This window comes from Martelella lutilitoris, from assembly GCF_005924265.1.
GTDB classification, from domain to species: domain Bacteria; phylum Pseudomonadota; class Alphaproteobacteria; order Rhizobiales; family Rhizobiaceae; genus Martelella; species Martelella lutilitoris.
In genome coordinates, this window is sequence record NZ_VCLB01000002.1 from 373507 (window position 1) to 396295 (window position 22789).

The following is a 22789-nucleotide window of genomic DNA, read 5'->3' on the forward strand; positions in this document are numbered from 1 at the left end:
TCGTTGCTGGTGTCTCGCCCTCATATAGTTTCATCAAGGACCCGTGCAAAGGTCAAAACATTGATCTCGGCCGCGCCCTTGCGCTTCAGCACCCGCGCGACGGCCGAAACCGTGGCGCCCGTCGTATAGACATCGTCGATGATGAGGATCGACTTTCCGAAGACCATATCCTCGCTGTCGGGCGCAAGCGCAAAGGCGCCGCGCACATTGTCCTCGCGCGCCGTACGGGTAAGCCCCACCTGCCGGCTTGTGCGCCGCGTGCGCCGCACAAGCCCCGGCAGGAACGGCTTGTCCGTCAGCCGCGCCAGGTTGCGGGCCAGTTCCGCCGACTGGTTGAAACGGCGCGACATCAGCCGCGTTGCATGCAGCGGAACGGCGGCTATGCCGTCGGCGCGCGCGATCATGCCGTCATCGGCGCGCCGCATCCATTCGGCCATCATCACCGCAAGATGCGTGTTGTCGCGATATTTGAGCGCGTGGACGAGATTGCGCACGGTGCCTGTGTAATAGGCGGCGGAGCGCAGCCGGTCGAAATCCGGCGGATTGGCGATCGCCGCCGCGCTCAGGATGTCCGGCCCGAGGTCGTGGGAAAACGGCGTTCCGAGAACCGCGCAATAGGGGCGTTCGATGAAGCGGATATCGCTCCAGCAGGCGACGCAGAGCGCGCGATGGGTGCCGGTGGTTCTGCCGCAGGCCGCGCAGACCGGCGGAAAGAGGAGATTGCCGAACGCCGACAGCGCGCCGCGGGTCAAAGCCGCGGAGCGTTGCCCTGTTGTCTCGCCTCGCAAGGGGTCGATCTCGTCCATGGCCTTGAAGGTAGCGCGTTGACGGATGCTTTGCGACTCCCTAATTGGCGCACAGGCGTCAAGAAGAAAGGCCACGTGTCATGGAACAGGTTTTCGAAACGGAACGGGTGGCGAAAAACCGGCTGAAGGCCTGGCGCACGGCCAAACCCGGCGCGGATTTCCTGCTCAATATCGTTGCCGAAGAGATCGCCGACCGGCTGGCCGTTGTCGAGCGAACCTTCGATGTCGCCGCCGAGCTTCACGGAGTGACGGGCGTTGTCGCGAAGGCGGCGCTTGAAACGGGCAAGGTCGGCACAATGCGACGGGTGGAGAGCGATGCGGCCTTTGCGGCAGCGGGCGAGACGGTCGCCGTCGCGCCGCTCGAATGGCCGGGGCTTGAGGACCAGTCGCTCAATCTGGTGCTTTCCCCGCTTGCCGCTCATCTGACCAATGACACCCCCGGCTATTTCATCCAGGCGCGAAGGGCGCTGAAGCCCGACGGGCTGTTCCTTGCCGCCATTGCGGGGTCGGGAACGCTTGCCGAACTGCGCGATTGCCTGCTTGCGGCAGAGGCCGAGATCTACGGCGGGGTCAGCCCGCGCGTCATTCCCTTTGCCGATGTGCGCGATGTCGGTGGTCTTCTGCAGCGCGCCGGTTTCGCACTACCCGTCGTGGACCAGGAGAATTATACGGTTCGCTATGATACGCTGTTCGACCTGATGGCGGATCTCAGGGCCATGGGCATGGCTAATCCGCTGTCCGACCGATCGAGAAAACCCGTCAGCCGGGCCTTCTTCCTGCGGGCGGCCGAACTTTACGCCGAGCGCTACAGCGATCCGGACGGGCGCATCCGCGCGACTTTCTCGATCATCTATGTTTCCGGCTGGGCGCCGCATGAAAGCCAGCAGAAACCGCTGAAGCCCGGCTCAGCGAAGGCGCGCCTTGCCGACGCGCTCAACACCGAGGAATTCAAACTGAAGCGCTAGAAGTACCGGCGCCCGGGCAACGGAATCCTGCAGCTCGCCAGCAGGATGCCAAAGATCGCAATGGCGACGCCGCCGATCTGGAACAGGTCCGGCATCCGCCCGAAGAGCGACGCGACCACAAGGGCGGAGACCGGGACAAGGTTGAAGACCACCGACGTGGCGCCGGGCCCGCGCCGGGCTATGCCGATCTGCCAGAAGATATAGGCCAGCACCGAGCCGACGAGCGACATCCACAACACTGCGCCGAGCGCGGGAGCATTGGCATTTGCGAGCGCTGTGAACGGCGTTTCGAAAAAGAAAGCAGCCAGAAGGAGCGTGACGGCGCCTCCGGTCATTGTCCAGGCTGTGGTCTCCATCGGCGTCGCATCGCGCACGATCCGACGGCAACCGATTGTGTAGAGCGCCCAGGCGAGGCTTCCTGCCAGAATGAGGATGTCGCCCGATGTGAACCGGGCGCCGGAAAAGGCTCCGACCGTCAGCGCCACACCGAACAGGCTGATCGCCATGCCGAGGACCATGCCGGTCGAGGGCAGGCGGCGTTGAAGTATCGACTCGATCAGATTGGTGGTCAGTGGGGTCGTGCCCATGATCAGCGCCGCCGTGACAGGGCTTGACGTCCGCATCCCCAGAAACAGCGCGGCATTGAAGCCCGCGACGCCGACTATGCCGAGGCTCAAAAACGCCGGGAGGTTGCGCTTCAGAACCTTCAGCTCGAAAGTGCTGCTCAGCCGCAGCCAGAACAGGATTGCCACGGCGGCGATTGCAAACCGAAGTGCGGCGGCGGTCCAGGGCGGCAGGCCCGAAAGCGCGATGCGGGTCGCTTCGAAATTGGTTCCCCAGAAGACCGCGGAAAGGGCGCTGAGCCCGAGCGCCGCAGTGTCGGTGTTGGGAGCGCGAACGGACACAGTGTCGTTGGAGACGGACATGGCAACCTCGTCGATATGTATGAACTGCGAGGAATATGCCTTTCCGGTTTGATTTGTTATATAGCGGTTTTTGGCATCTTATTTTTCAAAAACGGAAAACCAATGGTTCAGTTCAACTGGGACGATAATCGCGTGTTTCTCGCTCTTGCGCGGGAGGGCACGTTATCCGGGGCGGCAGCGCAGTTGAAAAGCGGCGTCGCCACTGTCTCCCGGCGGATCGAGCGGATGGAAGACGCGTTGGGCGTTCCGCTGTTCCTCAGGCACCAGAGCGGATACAGTCTCACCGACCAGGGCGAAGCGCTGCTGCCGCGCGCCGAGGCGGTGGAGCTCGCCGTCAAGGACATGCATCGGCAGGCAAGTGATCATGTCGGCATCCGCGGGCAGGTGAGGCTGGCAAGCGTGGAAAGCCTCGTCGCCGCCTTCATCGTACCGGCGCTTGCGCCTTTGCTTGCCGACAATCCCGGTCTTGATGTCGAAATTGCGTTCTCCACGACGGCCGTCAATATGCATCGTCACGATGCGGATCTGGCGCTTCGCATGGTGCGGCCGGAGCGTGGCAACCTGGTGGTCCGCCAGCTTGCCACCATGGGTTTCGGGCTTTACGGGCCGGCGGATGGCGCTCAACCCTCGCGTATCGTCACCTGGCCGCAATCGGAAAGCCTCGCGGTTCCACTCGGCTGGTCATCTGCGTTTTCCCAGTCCGGCAGCGCGCGTTTTGCCGTCAACACGCTCGCGGGCCAGATTGAAGCGGTCCGGCGCGGCATCGGTAGGGCGGTTTTGCCGCATTTTCTGGCAGGCGAGGGGATGCGTCGCCTTGCCGACCGGCTGCCGGACGGAAGCGTGATGGAGCGGCCGATCATGCTCGTCACCCATGGCGATCTCGTCGGTTCGCAGCGGGTCGCAAGCGTGGCGGAAGCCGTCGCCGCCGAGATCATCGGCCGCAGGCGCGAACTTTCCGGGCGATAATCGCTATTACAGCAGATCCTGCAGGATCGGTATCAGCGGTTCGTCGGCCGGCGGCATCGGGTAGTCGCGCAGGTCACGGGCGCGCACCCATTTGATTGCCTGGCCTTCCCTGCCGGATGGAATGCCCTGATAGCGGCGGCAGACGAAGAGCGGCATCAGCAGATGGAATGTCTCATAGGTGTGGCTGGCGAAGGTCAGCGGGGCGAGGCAGTCAGGCTTGGTCGTGATGCCCAGTTCCTCTTCCATCTCGCGGATCAGGCATTGTTCCGGCGTCTCGCCGCTTTCGACCTTGCCGCCGGGGAATTCCCACAGGCCAGCCAGATTTTTTCCCTCGGGACGCTGCGCCAGAAGAATACGACCGTCCTGGTCGATCAGTGCGCAGGCGGCCACCAGCAGGAGTTTCTTTTCGCTCATTATTGTGCCTTTTCGCGCCAGTAGCGGTATCTGTAGGCCTCTTGAAAGCCGAGTGATCGGTAAAGGGAAAGCGCCGCTGTGTTGGTCTCGGTTACCTGCAGCCATGCGGTGCGTGCGCCGCGCCCTTTGAGCCAGCGCAGAATGCCTGTCGCCAGTTCGCGACCGTGCCCATTGCGCCGCGCTTCGGGCGCCACCGCAAAAGCCTCGATTCCAGCCATGTCGAAATCGTGCACGCAAAGGCCGGTGGCGACGGGTTCTCCCTGGTCCGTCTCGCGGATGAAAAAGCCGTGGGCGGGCTTGATGGCGGTGACGACTTCGGCAAGGCCGGCCCGCGTCAGGTCCGCGACCGGATTGACCTTCAGCGCCGCGCCGACGAAGCGACCGACATCCTGGCTTGGCAGAAGCTCGACGCCATCCTCCGGTTCGAAGCGGGAGAGGTCGAGCGTCATGACGATGCTCGCGTCAAACGGCTCAGCCGCTTCGCCCTCCAGAAACTCCACGAGCGCCGGCGGCGTCAGCGGCGTTTCGCGCACCAGAAGCGGCCGTCCGAAGGCCTCGTAATGGCGACGCGCCTTCTCGAACCTGATCTCGATATCGGAAATATCCGACTGATCGAGGACCGACAGGCTGTTGAGACGTTTGGACGGGTGACCCGCTGTCAGCCGAAGCTGCCAGGCGCCGTCATAATGCACGTTCTTTGCCGGCCATGCGCGCAGACCCATGGCTTCCAGCCGACGCACAAGAGGAAGATCCGCACTCACCTTTGTTCCGATCCTGTCGCGACGTTATTGTTTTTGTTCATCTAGTGCGCTTCAGACCGGACTGTAAACATGGCGCGCGCGCTTGAGGCGGCCGGTGTTGCGCGCAGGCAACGCGGCCCACCCGGCTCGGCTGAGCGGTATCAGCTGCGATAATCGCCGTTGATGGCGACATATTCCTTGGTCAGGTCGCAGGTATAGATCGTCGCCTGACCCTCGCCGAGGCCGATATCGGCCCGGATGGTGATCTCGTCCTCGCGCATGACGGCGGAGGCGAATTCTTCGGAATAGTCGGGATCGCGCTCGCCGTTGACGGCAACGCGGATATCGCCGAACCAGATGGCAAGACGGTCGCGGTCGGCCTTCTCGCCGGCCTTGCCGACGGCCATGACCACGCGGCCCCAATTGGCATCCTCGCCGGCAACGGCGGTCTTGACCAGCGGCGAGTTGGCGATCGAGCGGGCGATGACATCGGCGGCGCGATTGCTTTCTGCGCCCGTCACCCGCACCGTTACCATCTTGCGCGCGCCTTCGCCGTCGCGGACGATCTGCAGCGCCAGGTCCTGCATCAGCGCGTGAAGGGCGGCGCGGAAATCGTCAAGGCGCGGATCGGAACCGTCGGTGACCATGTCCTGTCCGGGCGCCGTGCCGGTGGCGAAGGCCAGAACCGTATCGGAGGTGGAGGTGTCGCTGTCGACGGTGACGGCATTGAAACTTGCGCCCACGCCCTCGGAAAGGAGCTGCTGCAGCGCCTCGGCCGAGATCGCCGCATCGGTGGCAATAAAGGAGAGCATGGTGGCCATGTCGGGCGCGATCATGCCGGCGCCCTTGGCAATGCCGTTCAGCGTCACCGAAACGCCGTCAATTTCGGCGCCTCTTGTCGCGACCTTCGGATAGGTGTCCGTGGTCATGATCGCCTTTGCCGCCTCAAGCCAGAGGTCCGGCTTCGCCTCGCCGGCCATGGTTGCGAGAACGCCTGCGAATTTGGAGGCGTCGAGCGGTTCGCCGATGACGCCTGTCGAGGCCAGGAACACGTCGCTTTCGGCGCAATCGGCGGCTTCTGCGGCTGTGCGCGCGGTCAGCGCCGCGGCTTCCGCGCCCTTCTTGCCGGTAAAGGCGTTGGCATTGCCGGAGTTGACCACCAGCACGCGCGCCTTGCCGCCAGCAAGATTGGCGCGGCAGAAATCGACGGGTGCGGAGGGGCATTTCGATCTGGTGAAGAGGCCGGCGACGCTCGCCTGATCATCGAAGATCATCATCATGACGTCCGTCCGTCCCTTGTACTTGATGCCGGCGGCTGCGGTCGCGATGCGCAGGCCGTCGATTGGCGGCATCGGCGGATAGGATTTGGGCGCGAGCGGAGATATGGCGGTCGTCATGGCAGGCCTCTCGAAAGTCCGGCCCGCGGGAAAAGCGCGGGCCGGTGGTTTGGATCACTGCATTTTATTGACGGCCTCGTAGGCCTGTTGCAAGTCCTTATCTTCGATGACGATCTTGTCGCCCGTCTTCAGCTTGGAGACCACTTCGTTGTATTTCTCGCTGGCAACGAGCTGACGAAGCTGCGGCTCGACCTGTTCGAACGGGATCGGCGTCTTCTCGCGCACGTCCTCGACCTCGATCACATGGTAGCCGAACTGGGTCTGCACCGGGGTCTCGGTGTATTCGCCGGGCTCGAGCGAGAAGGCGACCTCTTCGAATTCGGGAACCATCTGGCCCTTCGAAAAGTAGCCGAGATCGCCGCCGCTTTCGGCTGACGGGCCGGTCGAATGTTCCTTGGCGAGTTCGGCGAAATCGGCGCCGTTGTCGAGCTCCTTGATGATTTCCTTGGCCTCGTCCTCGGTGTCCACCAGAATGTGGCGGGCGTGAACCTCTTCCTGCTTCGGCGCATTGGCGATTTCCTCGTCATAGCGCGCCTTCAGCATTTCCGGCGTGATCTGGGCATTGATCTTCTCGTCGAAGAAGGTGTTGTAGAGCTCTTCCTGGCGCATCTGGTCCATGCGCGTCTTGAAGGCTTCGGTCTTGTCGAGACCTTCCTTCTCCGCCGCATCGGTGATGACCTTCATGTCGATCAGGCTTGAAAGGGCGACCGCGCGAAGCTGCTCCTCGGGCATCTGGCCGAACTGGCCCTTGAACTGGTCGAGCGTGGTCTGCAGTTCCGACTGGGTGATGGGGGCGCCGTCAACGGTGGCGACAACCGCGTCATCCGCTGTCGAACCGCTGTCCTGGGCGAAGGACGGGACCGCGAAGCTGACAGTTGTTGCCAGGAGTGCTGCGGCTGCCAGATGTCTTTTCTGCATGAGTTCACCTTTTTTCTGTTGTACGGCGAAACCTCCTGTTTCGCCCTTTCGCGCCGGTCGGGCCCGTCGCATGTGGTAGAAACCTTGTCACGCGTCAACGTGTGCGGCCGGAATGCGTTGCATCCTTACCGCGATTTAATGTGCGGCGGTCCGCGAGAAGACCGGCAACACAGGAATGTGGCGATTGTGGCGCGGCCTTTGACGTTGACATCCCCCGACCCCCCTCTTATCTGTCTGCCAAGCCCGCGTCCAGTGAAGCTCCGGACGGTGATATGGACCCCGCTTGTCAGGAATGCGTTTGTACGGCGCCACGTACAGGATAGATATGACAACTTTCAGAAAGAGCTATTGAAATGGTCTCACTCGGTGGCGTAGCCCGCAAATTGTTCGGTTCGGCCAATGATCGCCGGATCCGTTCCTACAAACCCCGTGTGGCTGCAATCAATGCGCTCGAAGAGCAGATGGCGGCGCTTTCGGATGACGACCTGAAGGCAAAGACCGAGGAATTCAAAAAGCAGCTCGCCGAAGGCAAGAGCCTGGACGATCTTCTTGTTGAAGCTTTCGCCGTTGCCCGGGAAGCCTCCAAGCGTGTGCTGGGCCTCAGACCTTTCGACGTTCAGCTCATCGGCGGCATGATCCTGCATGAAAACGCGATCGCCGAGATGAAGACGGGCGAAGGCAAGACGCTGGTCGCCACGCTTCCCGTCTATCTCAACGCCCTTGCCGGCAAGGGCGTCCACGTCGTTACCGTCAATGATTACCTGGCTCGCCGCGACAGCGAAAATATGGGGCGGCTCTACGGTTTCCTCGGGCTGACCACCGGCGTCATCCATCACGGTCTCGACGACCAGCAGCGCCGCGCGGCCTACAGCGCCGACATCACCTACGCGACCAATAATGAGCTCGGCTTCGATTATCTGCGCGACAACATGAAGATGCAGCGCGCCGAGATGGTCCAGCGCGGCCATAATTACGCGATCGTCGACGAGGTCGACTCGATCCTGGTGGACGAGGCGCGCACGCCGCTGATCATTTCCGGCCCGCTTGACGACCGTTCCGATCTCTACGTCACCATCGACAAGATCATTCCGATGCTGGACGACGGCGACTACGAGATCGACGAAAAGCAGCGCTCGGCCAACTTCTCCGAAGACGGCATGGAGAAGCTGGAAAAGATGCTGACCGAATCCGGTCTGATGAAGGGCGAGTCGCTTTATGACGTCGAGAATGTCGCGATCGTCCACCATCTCAACAATGCGCTGAAGGCGCACAAGATGTTCTCCCGCGACAAGGATTACATCGTCCGCGACGGCGAGGTCGTGATCATCGACGAGTTCACCGGTCGCATGATGCCAGGGCGTCGCTATTCGGAAGGCCAGCACCAGGCGCTTGAAGCCAAGGAAGGCGTCAAGATCCAACCGGAGAACCAGACGCTCGCCTCGATTACCTTCCAGAACTATTTCCGCATGTACGACAAGCTAGCCGGCATGACCGGCACGGCGGCGACCGAAGCGGAAGAATTCGGCAATATTTACGGCCTCGACGTCGTTGAAGTGCCGACCAACCTGCCGATCGTCCGTCTGGACGAGGACGACGAGGTCTATCTCACGGTCCAGGAAAAATACCAGGCGATCGTCGAGGAGATCAAGGCGGCCAAGGAAAAGGGCCAGCCGGTTCTCGTCGGCACCACCTCGATTGAAAAGTCCGAGATGCTGGCTGCGGCGCTCAAGCGCGACGGCATTACCGAGTTTGAGATCCTGAACGCCCGTTACCATGAAAACGAAGCCTTCATCATCGCCCAGGCCGGCGTGCCCGGCGCGCTGACGATCGCCACCAACATGGCCGGTCGCGGTACCGATATCCAGCTTGGCGGCAATCTGGAAATGCGTATCCAGGCCGAACTCGGCTATCTGGAACCGGGCACGGATATCGTCACCAACGAAGAGGGCGAGCGCGTCGAGGTCGAACGCAAGTTCACTCCGCCGGGACCCGAGCGCGAGGCGAAGGAACAGGCGATCCGCGAGGATGTCGCTCGCCTCAAGCAGGAGGCGCTGGCTGCCGGCGGTCTTTATGTGATCGCCACCGAGCGCCATGAAAGCCGGCGCATCGACAACCAGCTGCGCGGCCGTTCCGGCCGTCAGGGCGACCCGGGACGCTCGAAATTCTACCTCTCGCTTCAGGACGACCTGATGCGCATCTTCGGCTCCGACCGCATGGAAAGCATGCTGCAGAAGCTCGGCCTGAAGGAAGGCGAGGCGATCGTCCACCCGTGGATCAACAAGGCGCTCGAGCGCGCGCAGAAGAAGGTCGAAGCCCGCAACTTCGACATTCGCAAGAACCTGCTGAAATATGATGATGTGCTCAACGACCAGCGCAAGGTGGTCTTCGACCAGCGCAAGGAACTGATGGATTCCGAAGACATTACGGAGATCGTCGAGGACATGCGTCACGAAGTGATCGAGAACGCCGTTCATCGCCGCATTCCTGAACGCGCCTATGCCGAACAGTGGGATGTCGCGGGCCTGAAGGAAGACTGCCTGCGCATTCTCAGCCTCGACCTTCCGATCGAGGAATGGGCGGCCGAAGACGGGATTGCCGAGCCGGAAATTCTCGAGCGCATCAATGCCGCCGCCGATCAGGCCGAGGAAATGCGCGCCAAGCAGGCCGAGCAGTTTGGTCCGGACGTGATGAAATATGTCCAGCGTCAGGTGACGATGCAGTCGCTCGACCATCTCTGGCGCGAGCATATCGTCAATCTCGACCATTTGCGCTCGGTCATCGGCTTCCGCGGCTATGCCCAGCGCGATCCGCTGCAGGAATACAAGGCCGAGGCCTTCGAACTGTTCCAGGCGCTGCTCGGCAACATGCGCGAGCTTGCGGTTTCTCAGCTTTCGCGCGTCCAGTTGGTGCGTGAACAGCAGCCGCCCCAGCCGCAGCCCGAAGTCGATCCCGCGCAGCTGCGCGCCAGCCACCTTGACCCGGATACCGGCGAAGACGAGATGTCCGGCGAACAGGTTGGGGCCGGTGAAGCGGCAATGCCTGCCGGCGAACTGCCGGAAGAATACCGCAATGTCGGCCGCAACGACCCGTGCCCCTGCGGTTCGGGCCGCAAGTTCAAGCACTGCCACGGCCGGCTTGCCTGATAATATCGGCCAAGGCGTTGCCCTGATTTCTTTTGGCGCGCCTTGTCGCCACAAGAGTGTTTCTTCCGCCTGACACGAACCCGAGCGCACAATTGTCGCCAGAAATGTGAGCAGAACGTGGTGCTTGGCGTCTCCGCGCCTGCGGTCAGTGATGCTGATGATGCATGTGGTAGGGGCGGTTGAAGACCTCGTCGCGCGGCGGGATTGCCTGCCGCTCGATCATGCGGCGGACCTCCGGCTTGCCTTCGCCGCGATGCAGTTCGCGGATGCGGTCGAGGTTTTCGGCATCGGCCACCGTGCGGCGCTGGTTGTGGCGCACATAATCCACCCATGTCGGCGCGTGGTAGGTCTCGATCCAGACTTCCGGATCGGCGATATCACGCATCAGCGCCCATTTGCGCGCGCCATCGCGCTTGCGGATTCGGCGGCGTTCGATCATCAACCGCAGGAATTCTTCCGTATCGTCAGGGCTGATGATGAAACGGGTCTCGACCACGATCGGGCCGCTGCGGGCCAGCATGTCGACCTTGGTTTCCGGCGTCTGGAACCGGTTCAGCGGATCGAGGTTGAGGCTTTCGAGCGCCGGCATCTTCAGGAAGAGGCCGATGGCGGCGCCCAGCGCCATCACGGCGGCGGCGGCGACGAAAGCCAGCGTGATCGAGTAATTCTCCGCGACCTGACCCCAGAGCCAGCTGCCAAGCGCCATGCCGCCGAAGGAGGCCGTCTGGTAGAGCGACAGTGCCCGCCCGACCACCCAGCGCGGCGTGGTGAGCTGCACCACCGTGTTGAACAGCGAAAGCGTCAGCACCCAGCAGGCCCCGGCGAAGAGAAGCGCGAGACAATCGAGCACGAGCGAGGTTGAAAGCCCGATCGAGACGGCGCTTGCGGCGAAGATCAGGAAGGAGATGGCGACGATCGCCTCGTTGGAAAGCCGGGCGCGGGCATGCCCGTTGGCAAAGGCGCCGCCGATTGCGCCGATGCCGAAGGCGCCGAGCATGATGCCGAAGGTTTGCGGCCCGCCGGCAATCACGTCGCGGGCGACGACCGGCAGAAGCGCGAGCACCGAAACCGAGGCGAGGCCGAAGATGAAGGCGCGCAGGATGACCTTCAGAATGTTCGGCGACATGAAGACATAGCGCAGCCCCGCGCCGATGGCGGTTGTCATCTTCTCGCGCGGCAATGGGCTTTCCGGGCGGCGGAACTTCCAGCGATAGACGACCGTCAGAAGGCCGAGATAGGAGAAGGCGTTGACGGTGAAGGCGGCCGCCCCGCCGCCGATGGCGACGATCGTGCCACCGATGGCCGGGCCAAGGCTGCGGGTGATGTTGAAGCCGACGGAATTGAGCGTGACGGCGCCGGGCAGGTCCGAACGCGGCACCATGTCGCCGACGGAGGCCTGCCAGGACGGATTGTTGAGCGCATTTCCGCAGCCGATCAGGAAGGTGAAGGCGAGCAGAAGCCAGGGCGTGATCAGCCCCGCGATGGCGACCATCGCCAGTAGCACCGAAACCGTGAACATGAAGATCTGGGCGGAAAGGATCACCCGGCGACGGTCAAAGCCGTCGGCAATCGCGCCGGCCAGAAGCGCAAACAGCATCACCGGCAGCGTCGTTGAGGCCTGCACCAGCGCCACCATGCTTTCCGAATCGGAAATCGAGGTCATCATCCACGCCGCGCCGACATTCTGGATCATGCTGCCGAGATTTGAGGCGACCGAGGCAAGCCAGATATAGCGGAAGGTCGGGTGGGAGAAGGGCGCGAAGAGCGATTTCGGGACTGGCGCGGACTGCATCAATGCTCTCTGTTCTTAAAATGCCGGGAATTCGCCGGGCGTTCCGGCTGGACACTATAGGCCCTTGCGGCGTCGCTTGCCTATACGCAGTGCAGCGCTTGCGTTGGCGACAATGGCGATAAAACTTGCAATTTGCGCGGCAAGGGCTTATTTACGGCTCAAATTCTTGATCGTCAGATGAAGAGTGGGACCTCGCGGACCCGCTCTTTTTTATTTGGCGCGGGCGGCGGCATGGGCCGCCGGGAGCAAACCTTGGTAGATTTTGAACAGATGGCGGACAAAGCAAGAGAAGAACGGCTGATCGTGGAAACGGGCATCGACAAGAAGATCGCCGACATGATCGAACCCGTTCTGGAAGATATCGGCTTCAAACTGGTGCGCGTCAGGCTTTCCGGCCAGAACGGGCTGACGCTGCAGATCATGGCCGAACGTTTCGACGGCACGATGACGGTGGAAGACTGCGAGGAAGTCTCTCAGGCCGTTTCACCGGTGCTCGATGTGGAAGACCCGATCGACCGGGCCTATCACCTGGAAGTGTCCTCGCCGGGCATCGACCGGCCGATGGTGCGCAAATCCGACTTCTACCGCTGGAAGGGCCACTTGCTGAAATGCGAGACTTCGGTGCTCGTCAACGAACGCAAGCGCTTCCGCGGCCGAATCGTCGAGGCCGATGTCGACGGCATTACGCTGTTGCGTGACGGCGTGGCCTATGGCGAGCCTGCCGAGGTGACCATTCCCTTTACCGCGCTTTCCGATGCCAAACTGGTGCTGACGGACGAACTGATCCGCGAGGCGCTGAGGGCCGACAAGCTCGCCAAGCAGAAGGCGGCAAACGAGAATGACGACGAGGAAGACGTCGCCGACGGCGACGACAATTGAGACAAGAGCTGAGGCCCCGCTGACGGGCGGCCTTTCAATTTAGGATATTTTCGGAACCGGTGCGGTTCCGCTTGCAAGGACGGAGACCAGCAAAATGGCAGTAAGTGCGAACCGGCTTGAACTGTTGCAGATCGCCGATGCGGTGGCGCGCGAAAAATCCATCGATCGCGAGATCGTTCTGACCGCCATGGCCGACGCCATTCAGAAGGCGGCCAAGTCGCGCTACGGGTCGGAAACCAATATCCGCGCGGACATCAATCCGAAGACCGGCGAAATCCATCTTCAGCGCCTGCTCGAAGTGGTCGAGGAAGCCGAGGACTACAACACCCAGATCCCGTTGACGCTGGCGCTTGACCGCAACCCTGAGGCAAAGTTGGGCGATTTCATCGCCGACCCGCTGCCACCGATGGATTTCGGCCGCATTGCCGCCCAGTCGGCCAAGCAGGTCATCGTCCAGAAGGTGCGCGAAGCCGAGCGCGACCGCCAGTTCGACGAATACAAGGATCGCATCGGCGAGATCGTCAACGGCACGGTCAAGCGCGTCGAATACGGCAATGTCATCGTCGATCTCGGCCGTGGCGAGGCGATCATCCGCCGCGACGAGATGATCCCGCGCGAAGTGCCGCGTTACGGCGACCGCATCCGTGCCTATGTCTATGATGTGCGTCGCGAGCAGCGCGGACCGCAGATCTTCCTGTCGCGCACCCATCCGCAGTTCATGGTCAAGCTCTTCACCATGGAAGTGCCGGAAATCTATGACGGCATCATCACCATCAAGTCGGTGGCCCGTGATCCGGGTTCGCGCGCCAAGATCGCGGTGATCTCTTCCGATTCGTCGATCGACCCGGTCGGCGCCTGCGTCGGCATGCGCGGCAGCCGCGTTCAGGCCGTCGTCGGCGAGCTTCAGGGCGAGAAGATCGACATCATTCCGTGGTCGGAGGATCCGGCCTCCTTCATCGTCAACGCGCTGCAGCCGGCCGAAGTCGCCAAGGTGGTGCTGGACGAGGATGCCGAGCGCATCGACGTTGTCGTGCCGGACGACCAGCTTTCGCTGGCGATCGGCCGTCGCGGCCAGAATGTCCGTCTCGCCTCGCAGCTCACCGGCTGGGACATCGACATCATGACGGAAAACGAGGAATCGGAGCGCCGCCAGAAGGAGTTCAACGAGCGGTCGCAGCTGTTCATGGATGCGCTCGACGTTGACGAGATGGTCGGCCAGGTTCTGGCGTCCGAAGGCTTTGCCGCAATCGAGGAACTCGCCTATGTCGAGCTCGACGAAATTTCCTCCATCGAAGGTTTCGATGAGGAAACGGCGGAAGAAATCCAGATGCGCGCCAAGGAATTCCTCGAGCGCCAGGAAGCCGAACTCGATGAAAAGCGCCGCGAACTCGGCGTTTCCGACGACTTGCGCCAGATCGACGGCATGACGCTGGCGATGATGGTCGCGCTCGGCGAGGACGACATCAAGACGATGGAAGACTTCGCCGGTTGCGCCGCTGATGATCTTGTCGGCTGGACCGAGCGTCAGAACGGCCAGACCAAGCGCTTCGAGGGCACGCTTTCGGGCTTCGACCTGTCGCGGGTGGAAGCCGAGAACATGGTCGTGCAGGCGCGCCTGGCGGTCGGTTGGATCACCGAGGAAGATCTCGCGGTTGCCGAAGAGGTGAACGAGGACGAGGAAGCCCTGGCCGAGGAAGGCGCCGTCGAAGAACAGACTTCATCCGGCGACGAAGCCGGCAAGAGCGTGTAAGGACCGGTGACCACACCCCGCAAAGTGGCTGAAGAGGCGGCGATGAACGATCGGACCTGCATCGTGACCCGCAAAACCGGCGGGCCGGATGACCTGATCCGCTTCGTCGCCGGCCCCGACGGCCAGGTGGTTCCCGATCTCAAACGGGAACTGCCGGGCAGGGGATGCTGGGTGACGGCCGAACGCTGGGCGGTCGACAAGGCCGTGGCCAAGGGGCTTTATGCCCGGGCGCTGAAGCAGAAGGTCGTTGCGCCGCCCGATCTCGGCGCAACCGTCGACATGTTGATGGCGCGTCAGCTTGCGGGTATGATGAATATGGCCCGCAAGGCGGGCGAGTTCGTCGCCGGATCGGCCAAGGTCGATCTTGCGATCAGAAGCGGCGCGGCCCTTGCCACATTCCATGCCGCCGATGCCGCGGCCGATGGCAGGCGCAAGCTTGACCAGGCCCGCAAGGCCTTCTGGCTCCAGATGGAGACCGAAGGGCCGATTCCGGCATTTGTCCCTTTCGGGGCTGCGGAAATCGACACTCTTTTGCATGAGAATGCGTTTAAACATGCCGCGGCGCTTGCGGGAAAGGCCGGAGAGGGTGTAGTGAAGCGCGCGATGATGCTTCACAGGTACCGGGCCGCTCCCGGAACTGAAGGAAAAGCCGCGATGACGAACAAATGACGACGTCACGGATATTGGCCGTGCGCCAGAGCATGAATTTCAAGGCGGGAATTGCGTCTCACTGATGGTGATGGCGGTTCCCGCGCCAAGGAACGGGAACCGAATGACGGACAGTAAAGACGACAAGACATCCAACGACGCAGGCAAGAAGACACTGAAGCTTAAGCCGTCGGGTGTCAGCCAGGGCACCGTGCGCCAGGATATGGGCCGCGGTCGCAGCAAGGCGGTCGTGGTGGAAACACGCAAACGCCGGCTGCACAAGCCGAGCGAAGAGACAACCTCAACACCGGCAGCAACGACGAACCAGCGCAGTGCTGCGCCGGCGCAGCCGCGCGCGCCCGAAGGGCAGACGCGCCGTGCCGATGACGCCAGCCGCCAGCAGCGCCAGCCGAAAGGGCAGCCTTCGCGTCCGGGCGGCCAGAACCGCCAGCGCGGCAATCAGCAGTCTGATCGCGGCGGCAATGGCGGCCAGAACCGTCAGCGCGGCAATGTGCTTCACGATCTTTCGCAAGGTGAGATGGATGCCCGTCGCCGTGCGCTGGTGATGGCGCAGCAGCGCGAGGCTGAAGAGGCCGAACGTCGCAAGCGCGAGGAAGAAGAGCGCCGCGTGGCCGAAGAGGCCGCCAAACGCGAGGCCGAGGAAAAGGCCAGGCGCGAGGCCGAGGAAGCCAAGAAACAGCCGGTCAAGGAAGAACAGCCCGAGGTTCCGGAAACGCCTGCTGCCGCCGCTGAGGCACCCGCCGCTGCCGCGCTTCCCCCGGGCGATGATGCCAAGCCGAGCCGTGCCGCCCCGCGCCACCGCCCTCAGGCTCGCACAGAGACGGAAGACGAGAACGATGCAGGCCGCGGTCGCAAGCCGCGTCGCGAGAGCGAGGATGCCGGCGGACCGGCCCGCGGCAAGGCGCTGCGTCCGGAAGCGCCGGCCAAGCCCGCTTCGCGCCCGAAGGGCACGGGCGAGCGGCGTCGCGGCAAGCTGACGGTGACAGCCGTGACCGGCGATGACGAGGGCGGCAGCCAGCGCGGTCGTTCGCTCTCGGCCATGCGCCGCCGCCAGGAAAAGATGCGCCGCGCCCAGATGCAGGAGCCGCGCGAGAAGGTTCTGCGCGAGGTCATCCTGCCGGAGACCATCACCATTCAGGAACTGTCGCAACGCATGTCCGAACGGGCGGTCGACGTGATCAAGTACCTGATGAAGGAAGGGCAGATGATGAAGCCCGGCGACGTGATCGATGCCGATCTCGCCGAGCTGATCGCCACCGAATTTGGCCATACCGTAAAGCGGGTTGCTGAGTCGGATGTTGAAGAGGGCATCTTCGATGTCGGCGATGACGAGGCCGATCTTGAGCCGCGTGCACCCGTCGTGACCATCATGGGCCATGTCGACCACGGCAAGACCTCGCTGCTTGACGCGATCCGCCATGCCAATGTCGTTTCGGGCGAGGCCGGCGGCATCACCCAGCATATCGGCGCCTATCAGGTCGAGCAGGACGGTCAGAAGATCACCTTCATCGACACCCCCGGCCACGCCGCGTTTACCGCGATGCGTGCCCGTGGCGCCGAGGTGACCGATATCGCCATTCTGGTGGTCGCCGCTGACGACAGCGTCATGCCGCAGACGATCGAATCCATCAATCACGCCAAGGCTGCCGGCGTGCCGATCATTGTTGCCATCAACAAGATCGACAAGCCCGCCGCCGATGCCCAGAAGGTGCGCACCGAACTGCTTCAGCACGAAGTGTTCGTCGAAACCATGGGCGGCGAGACGCTGGAAGTCGAGGTCTCGGCCAAGACCGGCAAGAACCTCGACAAGCTGCTGGAAGCGATCCTGCTGCAGGCGGAAATTCTCGACCTCAAGGCCAATGCCGACCGCACGGCCGAGGGCGTCGTCATCGAAGCCCAGCTCGACCGCGGCCGCGGTTCGGTCGCAACCGTTCTGGTGCAGAAGGGCACGCTGAAGCCGGGCCAGGTTCTTGTTGCCGGCGACCAGTGGGGCCGCGTGCGCGCACTCATTGACGATCACGGCGAACATGTGAAGGAAGCCGGACCGTCCATGCCGGTGGAAATTCTCGGCCTTGGCGGCACGCCGTCGGCCGGTGACCGTTTTGCCGTCGTCGAAAACGAGGCGAAGGCCCGCGAGGTTTCCGAATATCGCCAGCGGCTTGCCCGCGACAAGGCGGCGGCCCGTCAGTCCGGTTCGCGCGGTTCGCTCGAGCAGATGATGAGCCAGCTTCAGGATACGGGCCTCAAGGAGTTCCCGCTCTTGATCAAGGGCGACGTTCAGGGCTCGGTCGAAGCCATCAACGCCGCGCTTGAAAAGCTCGGGACCGACGAAGTGCGCGCCCGCGTCGTTCACGCGGCCGCCGGCGGCATTACCGAATCGGATATCTCGCTTGCCGAGGCATCCGACGCGGCGATCATCGGCTTCAACGTGCGTGCGAACGCCCAGGCCCGCCGCGCCGCCGAACAGGCCGGCATCGAGATCCGCTATTACAACATCATCTACGATCTTGTGGATGACGTGAAAGCGGCGATGTCGGGTCTCCTGTCGCCGGAGCGTCGTGAGACCTTCCTCGGCAATGCCGAGATCCTGGAAGTGTTCAACATCTCCAAGGTCGGCAAGGTCGCGGGTTGCCGCGTCACCGAAGGCAAGATGGAGCGCGGCGCCGGCGTACGCCTGATCCGCGACAATGTGGTCATCCACGAAGGCAAGCTGAAGACGCTGAAGCGCTTCAAGGACGAAGTGTCCGAAGTGCCGGGCGGCCAGGAATGCGGCATGGCCTTCGAGAACTACGAGGACATCCGTGCCGGCGATGTCATCGAGGCCTTCCGCGTCGAGCATATCACCCGCACGCTCTGATTTGAGAGCGCGCAAACGAATTGGAAAAACCGGCTTCGGCCGGTTTTTTCATGCGCGGATTTTGCCGCGTCTCCAGAATCAGAAAGCCCGGCGAACAACTCTTGAGGAGCAGCGCGCCGGGCTTTTCCGGTTTGACCGGAACTGAAACGGATCGTTTGCGGCGATCCGTTCTTTTCCCGCAATTGAGAGGAGGGAGATTGGCCTGCGGGACGGCCTTACAAAGCGTTTCAGCTATTGAAGGAGGAGGAGATCGTGAAACGCCCTGATCTTTGAATTCCTTTCCGTGTGGTCGGCAGTTGCTTGCCTCATCGGTCTGGAACTGTTTCTAGCCGCTAATGCGTGTCAGCGATTTGCGCTGAATCAAATGATTGATCTTGGCCGACGGAAAAGTTTGATTTTCTGATGATCATCTGATTGATCAAAAAAATGAGGATCGGGCCAGCCGCGTCGAAACAGCGCGCGGCGATTGACGTTGCGCCGCCGAAGCGCTAAACGGGCCGCCAGTCATCGAACATGTCCGCGCGGGTTCGAACCCCGTCAAACGGTCGGGCACGAGACAAACACGAACGATCTAGACAAGGTTGATATGACGAGAGCTACCTCCTCGGCGCCCTCCCAGCGCATGCTTCGCGTTGGCGAACAGGTTCGCGCCGCCATTACCAAGGTTCTCCAGCGCGGCGAAGTGCTTGATCCGCTGCTGGAAACCACTGTCATCTCGATTTCCGAGGTGCGGATGTCGCCTGACCTGAAGGTCGCGACCGCCTATGTGACGCCGCTCGGCGACCGCGATCACGACGCGACGGTGCGCGCCCTGAACCATCATGCGAAGTTCATCCGCGGCCGCATCACGCGCGAGCTCCGGCAGATGAAATACATGCCCGAGCTGCGCTTCCGTGACGACACGAGCTTCGAGAATTTCCGCAAGATCGACGAGCTTCTGCATTCGCCGGAAGTGGCGCGCGATCTCGATCACGACGACGACAACGAAGACAAAGAATAAGACCGGATATGGCACGACAGAGAAAACCCAAGGGCCGTCCCGTTTCCGGTTGGCTGATCCTCGACAAGCCCGTCGATTTCGGCTCGACCGAGGCGGTCTCCAAGATCAAATGGCTGTTCAAGGCGCAGAAGGCGGGCCATGCCGGCACGCTCGACCCGCTGGCCTCCGGCATGTTGCCGATCGCGCTCGGCGACGCGACCAAGACCGTGCCCTATGTCATGGAAGGCCGCAAGATTTATGAATTCACCGTGACCTGGGGCGAGGAACGGGCGACGGACGACCTTGAGGGGGATGTCACCGAAAGCTCGGACAAGCGCCCGGCGCGGGCCGATATCGAGGCCTTGCTTGAAAAATACACCGGCGTGATCGAACAGGTGCCGCCGCAGTTCTCCGCCATCAAGATCGACGGCAACCGCGCCTATGACTTGGCGCGCGAGGGCGAGACGGTGGAAATCCCGACGCGTGAGGTCGAGATCCACCGGCTGACGCTGATCGGCTGCCCGGACGAGAATTCGGCGGATTTTGAAGTCGAGTGCGGCAAGGGCACCTATGTGCGCGCGCTCGCCCGTGACATGGGGCGCGACCTTGGCTGTTTCGGCCATATCTCGGCGCTGCGCCGCCCCTTCGTCGCGCCGTTCTCCGAGGACATGCTGGTTCCGCTCTCGGAACTGACGGCGCTGGAGGAAATCGAGGACGACGCCGAGCGCTTTGCCGCATTGGAAGAATTCCTCGTCGATACCTCGGAAGCGCTGACGAGCCTGCCGCATGTGCCGGTGACGGACGAACAGGCGCGCCGCCTCAAGCTCGGCAACCCGATCATCCTGCGCGGCGCCCACGCGCCGGTGGAGGAGCCGGAGGCCTATGCCTCTGTCGGCGGTCGTCTTGTGGCCATTGGCGAGATCGCGCAAGGCCAGTTCAAGCCGCGCCGGGTGTTCGGCTGATCACTTTCCTGATGTCGCCAGTTGATGCGCAAGTCGCGTGAACAGACCGGCCGCCTTCGTTTCATCGATGGCGGCCGTGTCATTTATGGTGACGGAGAGGCAGACCGTGCGTTTGTCCTTGCCCGTCAGTTGCGCCGTCAGGTTCAGCACGCCGGTCTCGCTGCCGCCCTTGAAGGCGACCGATTGCCAGTCGCCGGGGCGCACCGGTCCGGGATTGACGGAAAAGACGTCCGTCCCGGCGACCTCGCCCATCAGGGCGCAGAGTTTCGCGTTGGACAAAGACCACTCGATGCCTGCCGTCATTGGCCCGAGCACGGCGGAGACGGACGGAAGCGGGGCGGCCGCCGCCTTTTTAGCGATCGCCGCTTTGTCTTCGACCGGCGCAGCCTCGTATTGCCGGGCGAGTTCCGGATCGGCCTTCAGCGCGAAGGCCTGGCGGGTGGTGAGCACGCTTCGAAGACCGAGGGCGTCTGCGACCCGGTCGGCGCCGAGCACGCGCATCAGCATGTCGGTCGCGGTATTGTCGCTTTCGGCGATCATCAGCGTTGCCAGCGTATGCAACGTCAGCGGCGAGGCGTCCGGAAAAGTCTGCAGGCGACCGCTCGGCAGGGACCTGTCTTCCGGCTGAAGCGTGACGATGTCCTGCCAGTTTCGCGTCTGCGCCGCAATGTCGGAAAGCAACACCTTGAGAACGCCGAGCTTGAAGGCCGAGGCGACGGCAAGAGGGGTGTCGGCGTTTCGGTCAAAAAGCGTCTTGTCGTCGGAGCTCACCAGATAGGAAACCGTGCCCGGCAAGGCCTCGAAGGCCGCGAGCGTCGCGGCGGGCCCTTCGGTCAGGACCTCGGGCGGACTGAAGAACAGGCCCTGTATCCTGCCGTCACCATCCAGCGAGATTTCCACCGGGATCTCATGGGTTTCGGTCACGATCAGATACTCGCCCTTGTCCCCTTCAACCTTGATCGCCGGTCCGGTCTCCTTTTTCAGGCGATTGACGAGAGCGGTCAGTTGTTCGTCGGGCACCGCCCGGGCAAAGCTTTCCGATACCAGAGCACCGGGGTCCTGCGGGTTCTGCCAGAGCGTTTCGATCGCCTTGATCTCGGCGGGATTGGCGAGCGCCTGGGTGGCGGTCGCAAGCACCGCCATTGCGCCAGCCGCGATGATATTGCGATAAGCCATTGTGCGGCCTTTCCGTTCTGCTCTTTCAAACTATCGCATCGCGACTAGCGGACGGCAATGCTCCGGTCGGACCGGCGCTGTGCAGTCTTCAGGGATGCAGCATCACCTTGCCCTTGCGTCCGGGCTTCAATGCGGCACTGGCGGCGTCGGCTGCCTTTTGGAGCGGAAAGATTTCGTCCGTTTCAAGCTGCAGTTCGCCTTTCGCCGCCAACGCGACCAGCTCTCCGATCAGCGTTTTCCTCTTTTCATCATCCATCTCCTTGCTGACCCTGGAACCCCAGAAGCCGCGAACGGTGATATGCTTCATGATCAGCGTGCCGGAAGAAAGCGGCATGGGCGCACCGGTGGCCGTTCCGAAAACGACCAACTCGCCATCCACGCCCAGAAGATCGACAAGATCAGCCGCAGTGTCGCCGCCGACGGAATCGATCGCAGAGGTCGCGCCGTCCTCGCCGATCAGCGCGCGAACCTCATCCTTCCAGTCTTCATCTGCTGTGGAGAAGACATTGCCGATGCCGAGGTCGTGAAGTTCCTTCACAGCTTCTTTCCGACGCACAAGGCTGACGAGATTGATGCCGTGGCTTTTCGCCAATGTGGTCATAAGCTTGCCGACCGCGCCGTTGGCGGCTGTCTGGATGATCCAGTCGCCTTTCTTGGCGCGCAGCGTTTCCAGTAGCGAGATAGCGCTGAAGGGCATGGCGATCAACTGCGCGCCGTCCTCGTCGGAAATTTCGTCGGGCAATGGCAGTACGCTACCCGCAGGTGCGATGAAGAACTCGGCCCAGCTGCCATGGACGCCGGCCACGGCAACACGCTTGCCGACCATGGCTTGATCTACATCGGCGCCGACTTTCTCGATCACGCCGAGCGCTTCGCTACCGCCGATGGCGCCGGGCAGTTCCGGCTTGTAGCCATAATTGCCGCGAATGGTCCAGAGATCGTGATTGTGGATCGGGCTGAGTTTCATCCGTACCAGGACTTGGCCGGAACCAGGCACGGGCGTCGCCGTTTCCCTGGCGACGAGAACATCGGCAGGTTCGCCGAAGGTATCGTGTATGACTGCAAGCATGGTTGACGCTCCCTGTTCTGGCTCCGCGCGCCGGAGGACTATTCAGCCGGCATGTCACATCAAGAGTGTGGCGGAACGCCGGATTTCGTCTGGCAGGCAGGTGCGGAGTTTATGGTTCGTTAGTGGGAGTGATATAGGAGGGCACTGCGTTTCTCGCCAGAGGAGGACGACCGTCGTTTTCGCTGAAGCAGGAGAAGGTCGCTGCTCACGCCCCGGGAAATGCCGAAAGGCCGTGCCGCAGGCAGCCCCTACCATGACACTCGACAAACACGCGCTTTTGCCCTATATCGCGGCCAGCATTGAAATAAATGCGTTTAAACGGCCCTTGCTGGACGACATCCCGGCCCGGGCGACCCAAAAAACACCCTCATTTCGAAAGGA

The 22789-nt window shown here is 62.5% G+C and carries 18 protein-coding genes and 1 pseudogene; 10 read left to right on the plus strand and 9 right to left on the minus strand.

Translation table 11 applies throughout. The annotated features are described in order from the left end of the window. Positions 1 to 20: 20 nt before the first annotated feature. Positions 21 to 806, minus strand: coding sequence for a ComF family protein (locus FF124_RS04510; protein WP_138747283.1), 786 nt, complete (start codon positions 804 to 806; stop codon positions 21 to 23). Between the two features lie 80 nt (positions 807 to 886). Here FF124_RS04510 and FF124_RS04515 point away from each other — a divergent pair, with 80 nt between their 5' ends. After that, entirely contained in the window at positions 887 to 1771 is an 885-nt protein-coding gene (locus FF124_RS04515) for a methyltransferase domain-containing protein (RefSeq protein ID WP_138747284.1), read from the plus strand. Here FF124_RS04515 and FF124_RS04520 read toward each other — a convergent pair. Beyond that, on the minus strand, positions 1768 to 2697 hold the full coding sequence (locus FF124_RS04520; protein ID WP_138747285.1) for a DMT family transporter: 930 nt from the start codon (positions 2695 to 2697) through the stop codon (positions 1768 to 1770). The genes FF124_RS04515 and FF124_RS04520 overlap by 4 nt on opposite strands. A gap of 102 nt (positions 2698 to 2799) precedes the next feature. On the opposite strand from FF124_RS04520, the gene FF124_RS04525 reads away from it, so the two are divergent. Further along, the gene (locus FF124_RS04525) at positions 2800 to 3663 is read left to right on the plus strand and encodes a LysR family transcriptional regulator (protein ID WP_138747286.1); all 864 of its coding nucleotides are present in this window, start codon (positions 2800 to 2802) and stop codon (positions 3661 to 3663) included. A 6-nt stretch (positions 3664 to 3669) separates the two neighbouring features. Here FF124_RS04525 and mutT read toward each other — a convergent pair whose 3' ends face one another. The 4 genes from mutT to FF124_RS04545 all read right to left on the minus strand — a co-directional run bounded on the left by mutT (position 3670) and on the right by FF124_RS04545 (position 7132). Beyond that, on the minus strand, positions 3670 to 4077 hold the full coding sequence (gene mutT / locus FF124_RS04530) for an 8-oxo-dGTP diphosphatase MutT (RefSeq protein ID WP_138747287.1): 408 nt from the start codon (positions 4075 to 4077) through the stop codon (positions 3670 to 3672). After that, positions 4077 to 4838 carry a GNAT family N-acetyltransferase gene (locus FF124_RS04535; RefSeq protein ID WP_138747288.1) on the minus strand — a complete coding sequence of 254 codons (762 nt, stop codon included), beginning with the start codon at positions 4836 to 4838 and terminating at the stop codon, positions 4077 to 4079. Before FF124_RS04535 ends, mutT begins: the two co-directional genes overlap by 1 nt. Positions 4839 to 4978: 140 nt before the next feature. Beyond that, entirely contained in the window at positions 4979 to 6214 is a 1236-nt protein-coding gene (gene argJ, locus FF124_RS04540) for a bifunctional glutamate N-acetyltransferase/amino-acid acetyltransferase ArgJ (protein ID WP_138747289.1), read from the minus strand. 54 nt (positions 6215 to 6268) lie between these two features. Beyond that, positions 6269 to 7132, minus strand: a complete 864-nt coding sequence (locus FF124_RS04545; protein ID WP_138747290.1) for a peptidylprolyl isomerase — start codon at positions 7130 to 7132, stop codon at positions 6269 to 6271. 353 nt (positions 7133 to 7485) lie between these two features. On the opposite strand from FF124_RS04545, the pseudogene secA reads away from it, so the two are divergent. Further along, a pseudogene (gene secA / locus FF124_RS04550) lies at positions 7486 to 10131 on the plus strand (preprotein translocase subunit SecA); the annotation flags it as partial. Between the two features lie 36 nt (positions 10132 to 10167). Next, positions 10168 to 10275, plus strand: coding sequence for an SEC-C metal-binding domain-containing protein (locus tag FF124_RS21085; RefSeq protein WP_484177343.1), 108 nt, complete (start codon positions 10168 to 10170; stop codon positions 10273 to 10275). Between the two features lie 145 nt (positions 10276 to 10420). Here the strand turns inward: FF124_RS21085 and FF124_RS04555 are convergent, their stop codons facing one another. Continuing rightward, a complete protein-coding gene (locus FF124_RS04555) occupies positions 10421 to 12067 on the minus strand; it encodes an MFS transporter (RefSeq protein WP_138747292.1) in 1647 nt (548 codons plus the stop codon). 270 nt (positions 12068 to 12337) lie between these two features. Here FF124_RS04555 and rimP point away from each other — a divergent pair, with 270 nt between their 5' ends. The 6 genes from rimP (at position 12338) to truB (ending at position 20163) form a co-directional block, all read left to right on the plus strand. Continuing rightward, on the plus strand, positions 12338 to 12946 hold the full coding sequence (gene rimP / locus FF124_RS04560) for a ribosome maturation factor RimP (protein ID WP_138747413.1): 609 nt from the start codon (positions 12338 to 12340) through the stop codon (positions 12944 to 12946). 94 nt (positions 12947 to 13040) lie between these two features. Beyond that, positions 13041 to 14696 carry a transcription termination factor NusA gene (gene nusA / locus FF124_RS04565; RefSeq protein WP_138747293.1) on the plus strand — a complete coding sequence of 552 codons (1656 nt, stop codon included), beginning with the start codon at positions 13041 to 13043 and terminating at the stop codon, positions 14694 to 14696. Positions 14697 to 14702: 6 nt separating this feature from the next. Further along, a complete protein-coding gene (locus FF124_RS04570) occupies positions 14703 to 15365 on the plus strand; it encodes an RNA-binding protein (protein ID WP_281285228.1) in 663 nt (220 codons plus the stop codon). A gap of 103 nt (positions 15366 to 15468) precedes the next feature. Further along, positions 15469 to 18222, plus strand: coding sequence for a translation initiation factor IF-2 (gene infB, locus FF124_RS04575; RefSeq protein WP_138747295.1), 2754 nt, complete (start codon positions 15469 to 15471; stop codon positions 18220 to 18222). A 586-nt stretch (positions 18223 to 18808) separates the two neighbouring features. Next, the gene (rbfA, locus tag FF124_RS04580; RefSeq protein WP_138747296.1) at positions 18809 to 19222 is read left to right on the plus strand and encodes a 30S ribosome-binding factor RbfA; all 414 of its coding nucleotides are present in this window, start codon (positions 18809 to 18811) and stop codon (positions 19220 to 19222) included. Between the two features lie 8 nt (positions 19223 to 19230). After that, complete coding sequence (truB, locus tag FF124_RS04585) at positions 19231 to 20163, plus strand: tRNA pseudouridine(55) synthase TruB (RefSeq protein WP_138747297.1); 933 nt, start codon at positions 19231 to 19233, stop codon at positions 20161 to 20163. On the opposite strand, the gene FF124_RS04590 is transcribed toward truB, so the two are convergent. After that, on the minus strand, positions 20164 to 21339 hold the full coding sequence (locus FF124_RS04590; RefSeq protein ID WP_138747298.1) for a serine hydrolase: 1176 nt from the start codon (positions 21337 to 21339) through the stop codon (positions 20164 to 20166). An 88-nt stretch (positions 21340 to 21427) separates the two neighbouring features. Further along, on the minus strand, positions 21428 to 22408 hold the full coding sequence (locus FF124_RS04595) for a zinc-binding dehydrogenase (RefSeq protein ID WP_138747299.1): 981 nt from the start codon (positions 22406 to 22408) through the stop codon (positions 21428 to 21430). Positions 22409 to 22789: the final 381 nt, after the last annotated feature.

What these genes read in the sequence shown, in the direction of transcription:
- FF124_RS04510 (WP_138747283.1), bottom strand. Translation starts at nt 806, where the DNA reads ATGGACGAGATCGACCCCTTGCGAGGCGAGACAACAGGGCAACGCTCC.
- FF124_RS04515 (WP_138747284.1), top strand. Translation starts at nt 887, where the DNA reads ATGGAACAGGTTTTCGAAACGGAACGGGTGGCGAAAAACCGGCTGAAG.
- FF124_RS04520 (WP_138747285.1), bottom strand. Translation starts at nt 2,697, where the DNA reads ATGTCCGTCTCCAACGACACTGTGTCCGTTCGCGCTCCCAACACCGAC.
- FF124_RS04525 (WP_138747286.1), top strand. Translation starts at nt 2,800, where the DNA reads ATGGTTCAGTTCAACTGGGACGATAATCGCGTGTTTCTCGCTCTTGCG.
- mutT (WP_138747287.1), bottom strand. Translation starts at nt 4,077, where the DNA reads ATGAGCGAAAAGAAACTCCTGCTGGTGGCCGCCTGCGCACTGATCGAC.
- argJ (WP_138747289.1), bottom strand. Translation starts at nt 6,214, where the DNA reads ATGACGACCGCCATATCTCCGCTCGCGCCCAAATCCTATCCGCCGATG.
- FF124_RS04545 (WP_138747290.1), bottom strand. Translation starts at nt 7,132, where the DNA reads ATGCAGAAAAGACATCTGGCAGCCGCAGCACTCCTGGCAACAACTGTC.
- FF124_RS21085 (WP_484177343.1), top strand. Translation starts at nt 10,168, where the DNA reads ATGCCTGCCGGCGAACTGCCGGAAGAATACCGCAATGTCGGCCGCAAC.
- FF124_RS04555 (WP_138747292.1), bottom strand. Translation starts at nt 12,067, where the DNA reads ATGCAGTCCGCGCCAGTCCCGAAATCGCTCTTCGCGCCCTTCTCCCAC.
- rimP (WP_138747413.1), top strand. Translation starts at nt 12,338, where the DNA reads ATGGCGGACAAAGCAAGAGAAGAACGGCTGATCGTGGAAACGGGCATC.
- nusA (WP_138747293.1), top strand. Translation starts at nt 13,041, where the DNA reads ATGGCAGTAAGTGCGAACCGGCTTGAACTGTTGCAGATCGCCGATGCG.
- infB (WP_138747295.1), top strand. Translation starts at nt 15,469, where the DNA reads ATGACGGACAGTAAAGACGACAAGACATCCAACGACGCAGGCAAGAAG.
- rbfA (WP_138747296.1), top strand. Translation starts at nt 18,809, where the DNA reads ATGACGAGAGCTACCTCCTCGGCGCCCTCCCAGCGCATGCTTCGCGTT.
- truB (WP_138747297.1), top strand. Translation starts at nt 19,231, where the DNA reads ATGGCACGACAGAGAAAACCCAAGGGCCGTCCCGTTTCCGGTTGGCTG.
- FF124_RS04590 (WP_138747298.1), bottom strand. Translation starts at nt 21,339, where the DNA reads ATGGCTTATCGCAATATCATCGCGGCTGGCGCAATGGCGGTGCTTGCG.
- FF124_RS04595 (WP_138747299.1), bottom strand. Translation starts at nt 22,408, where the DNA reads ATGCTTGCAGTCATACACGATACCTTCGGCGAACCTGCCGATGTTCTC.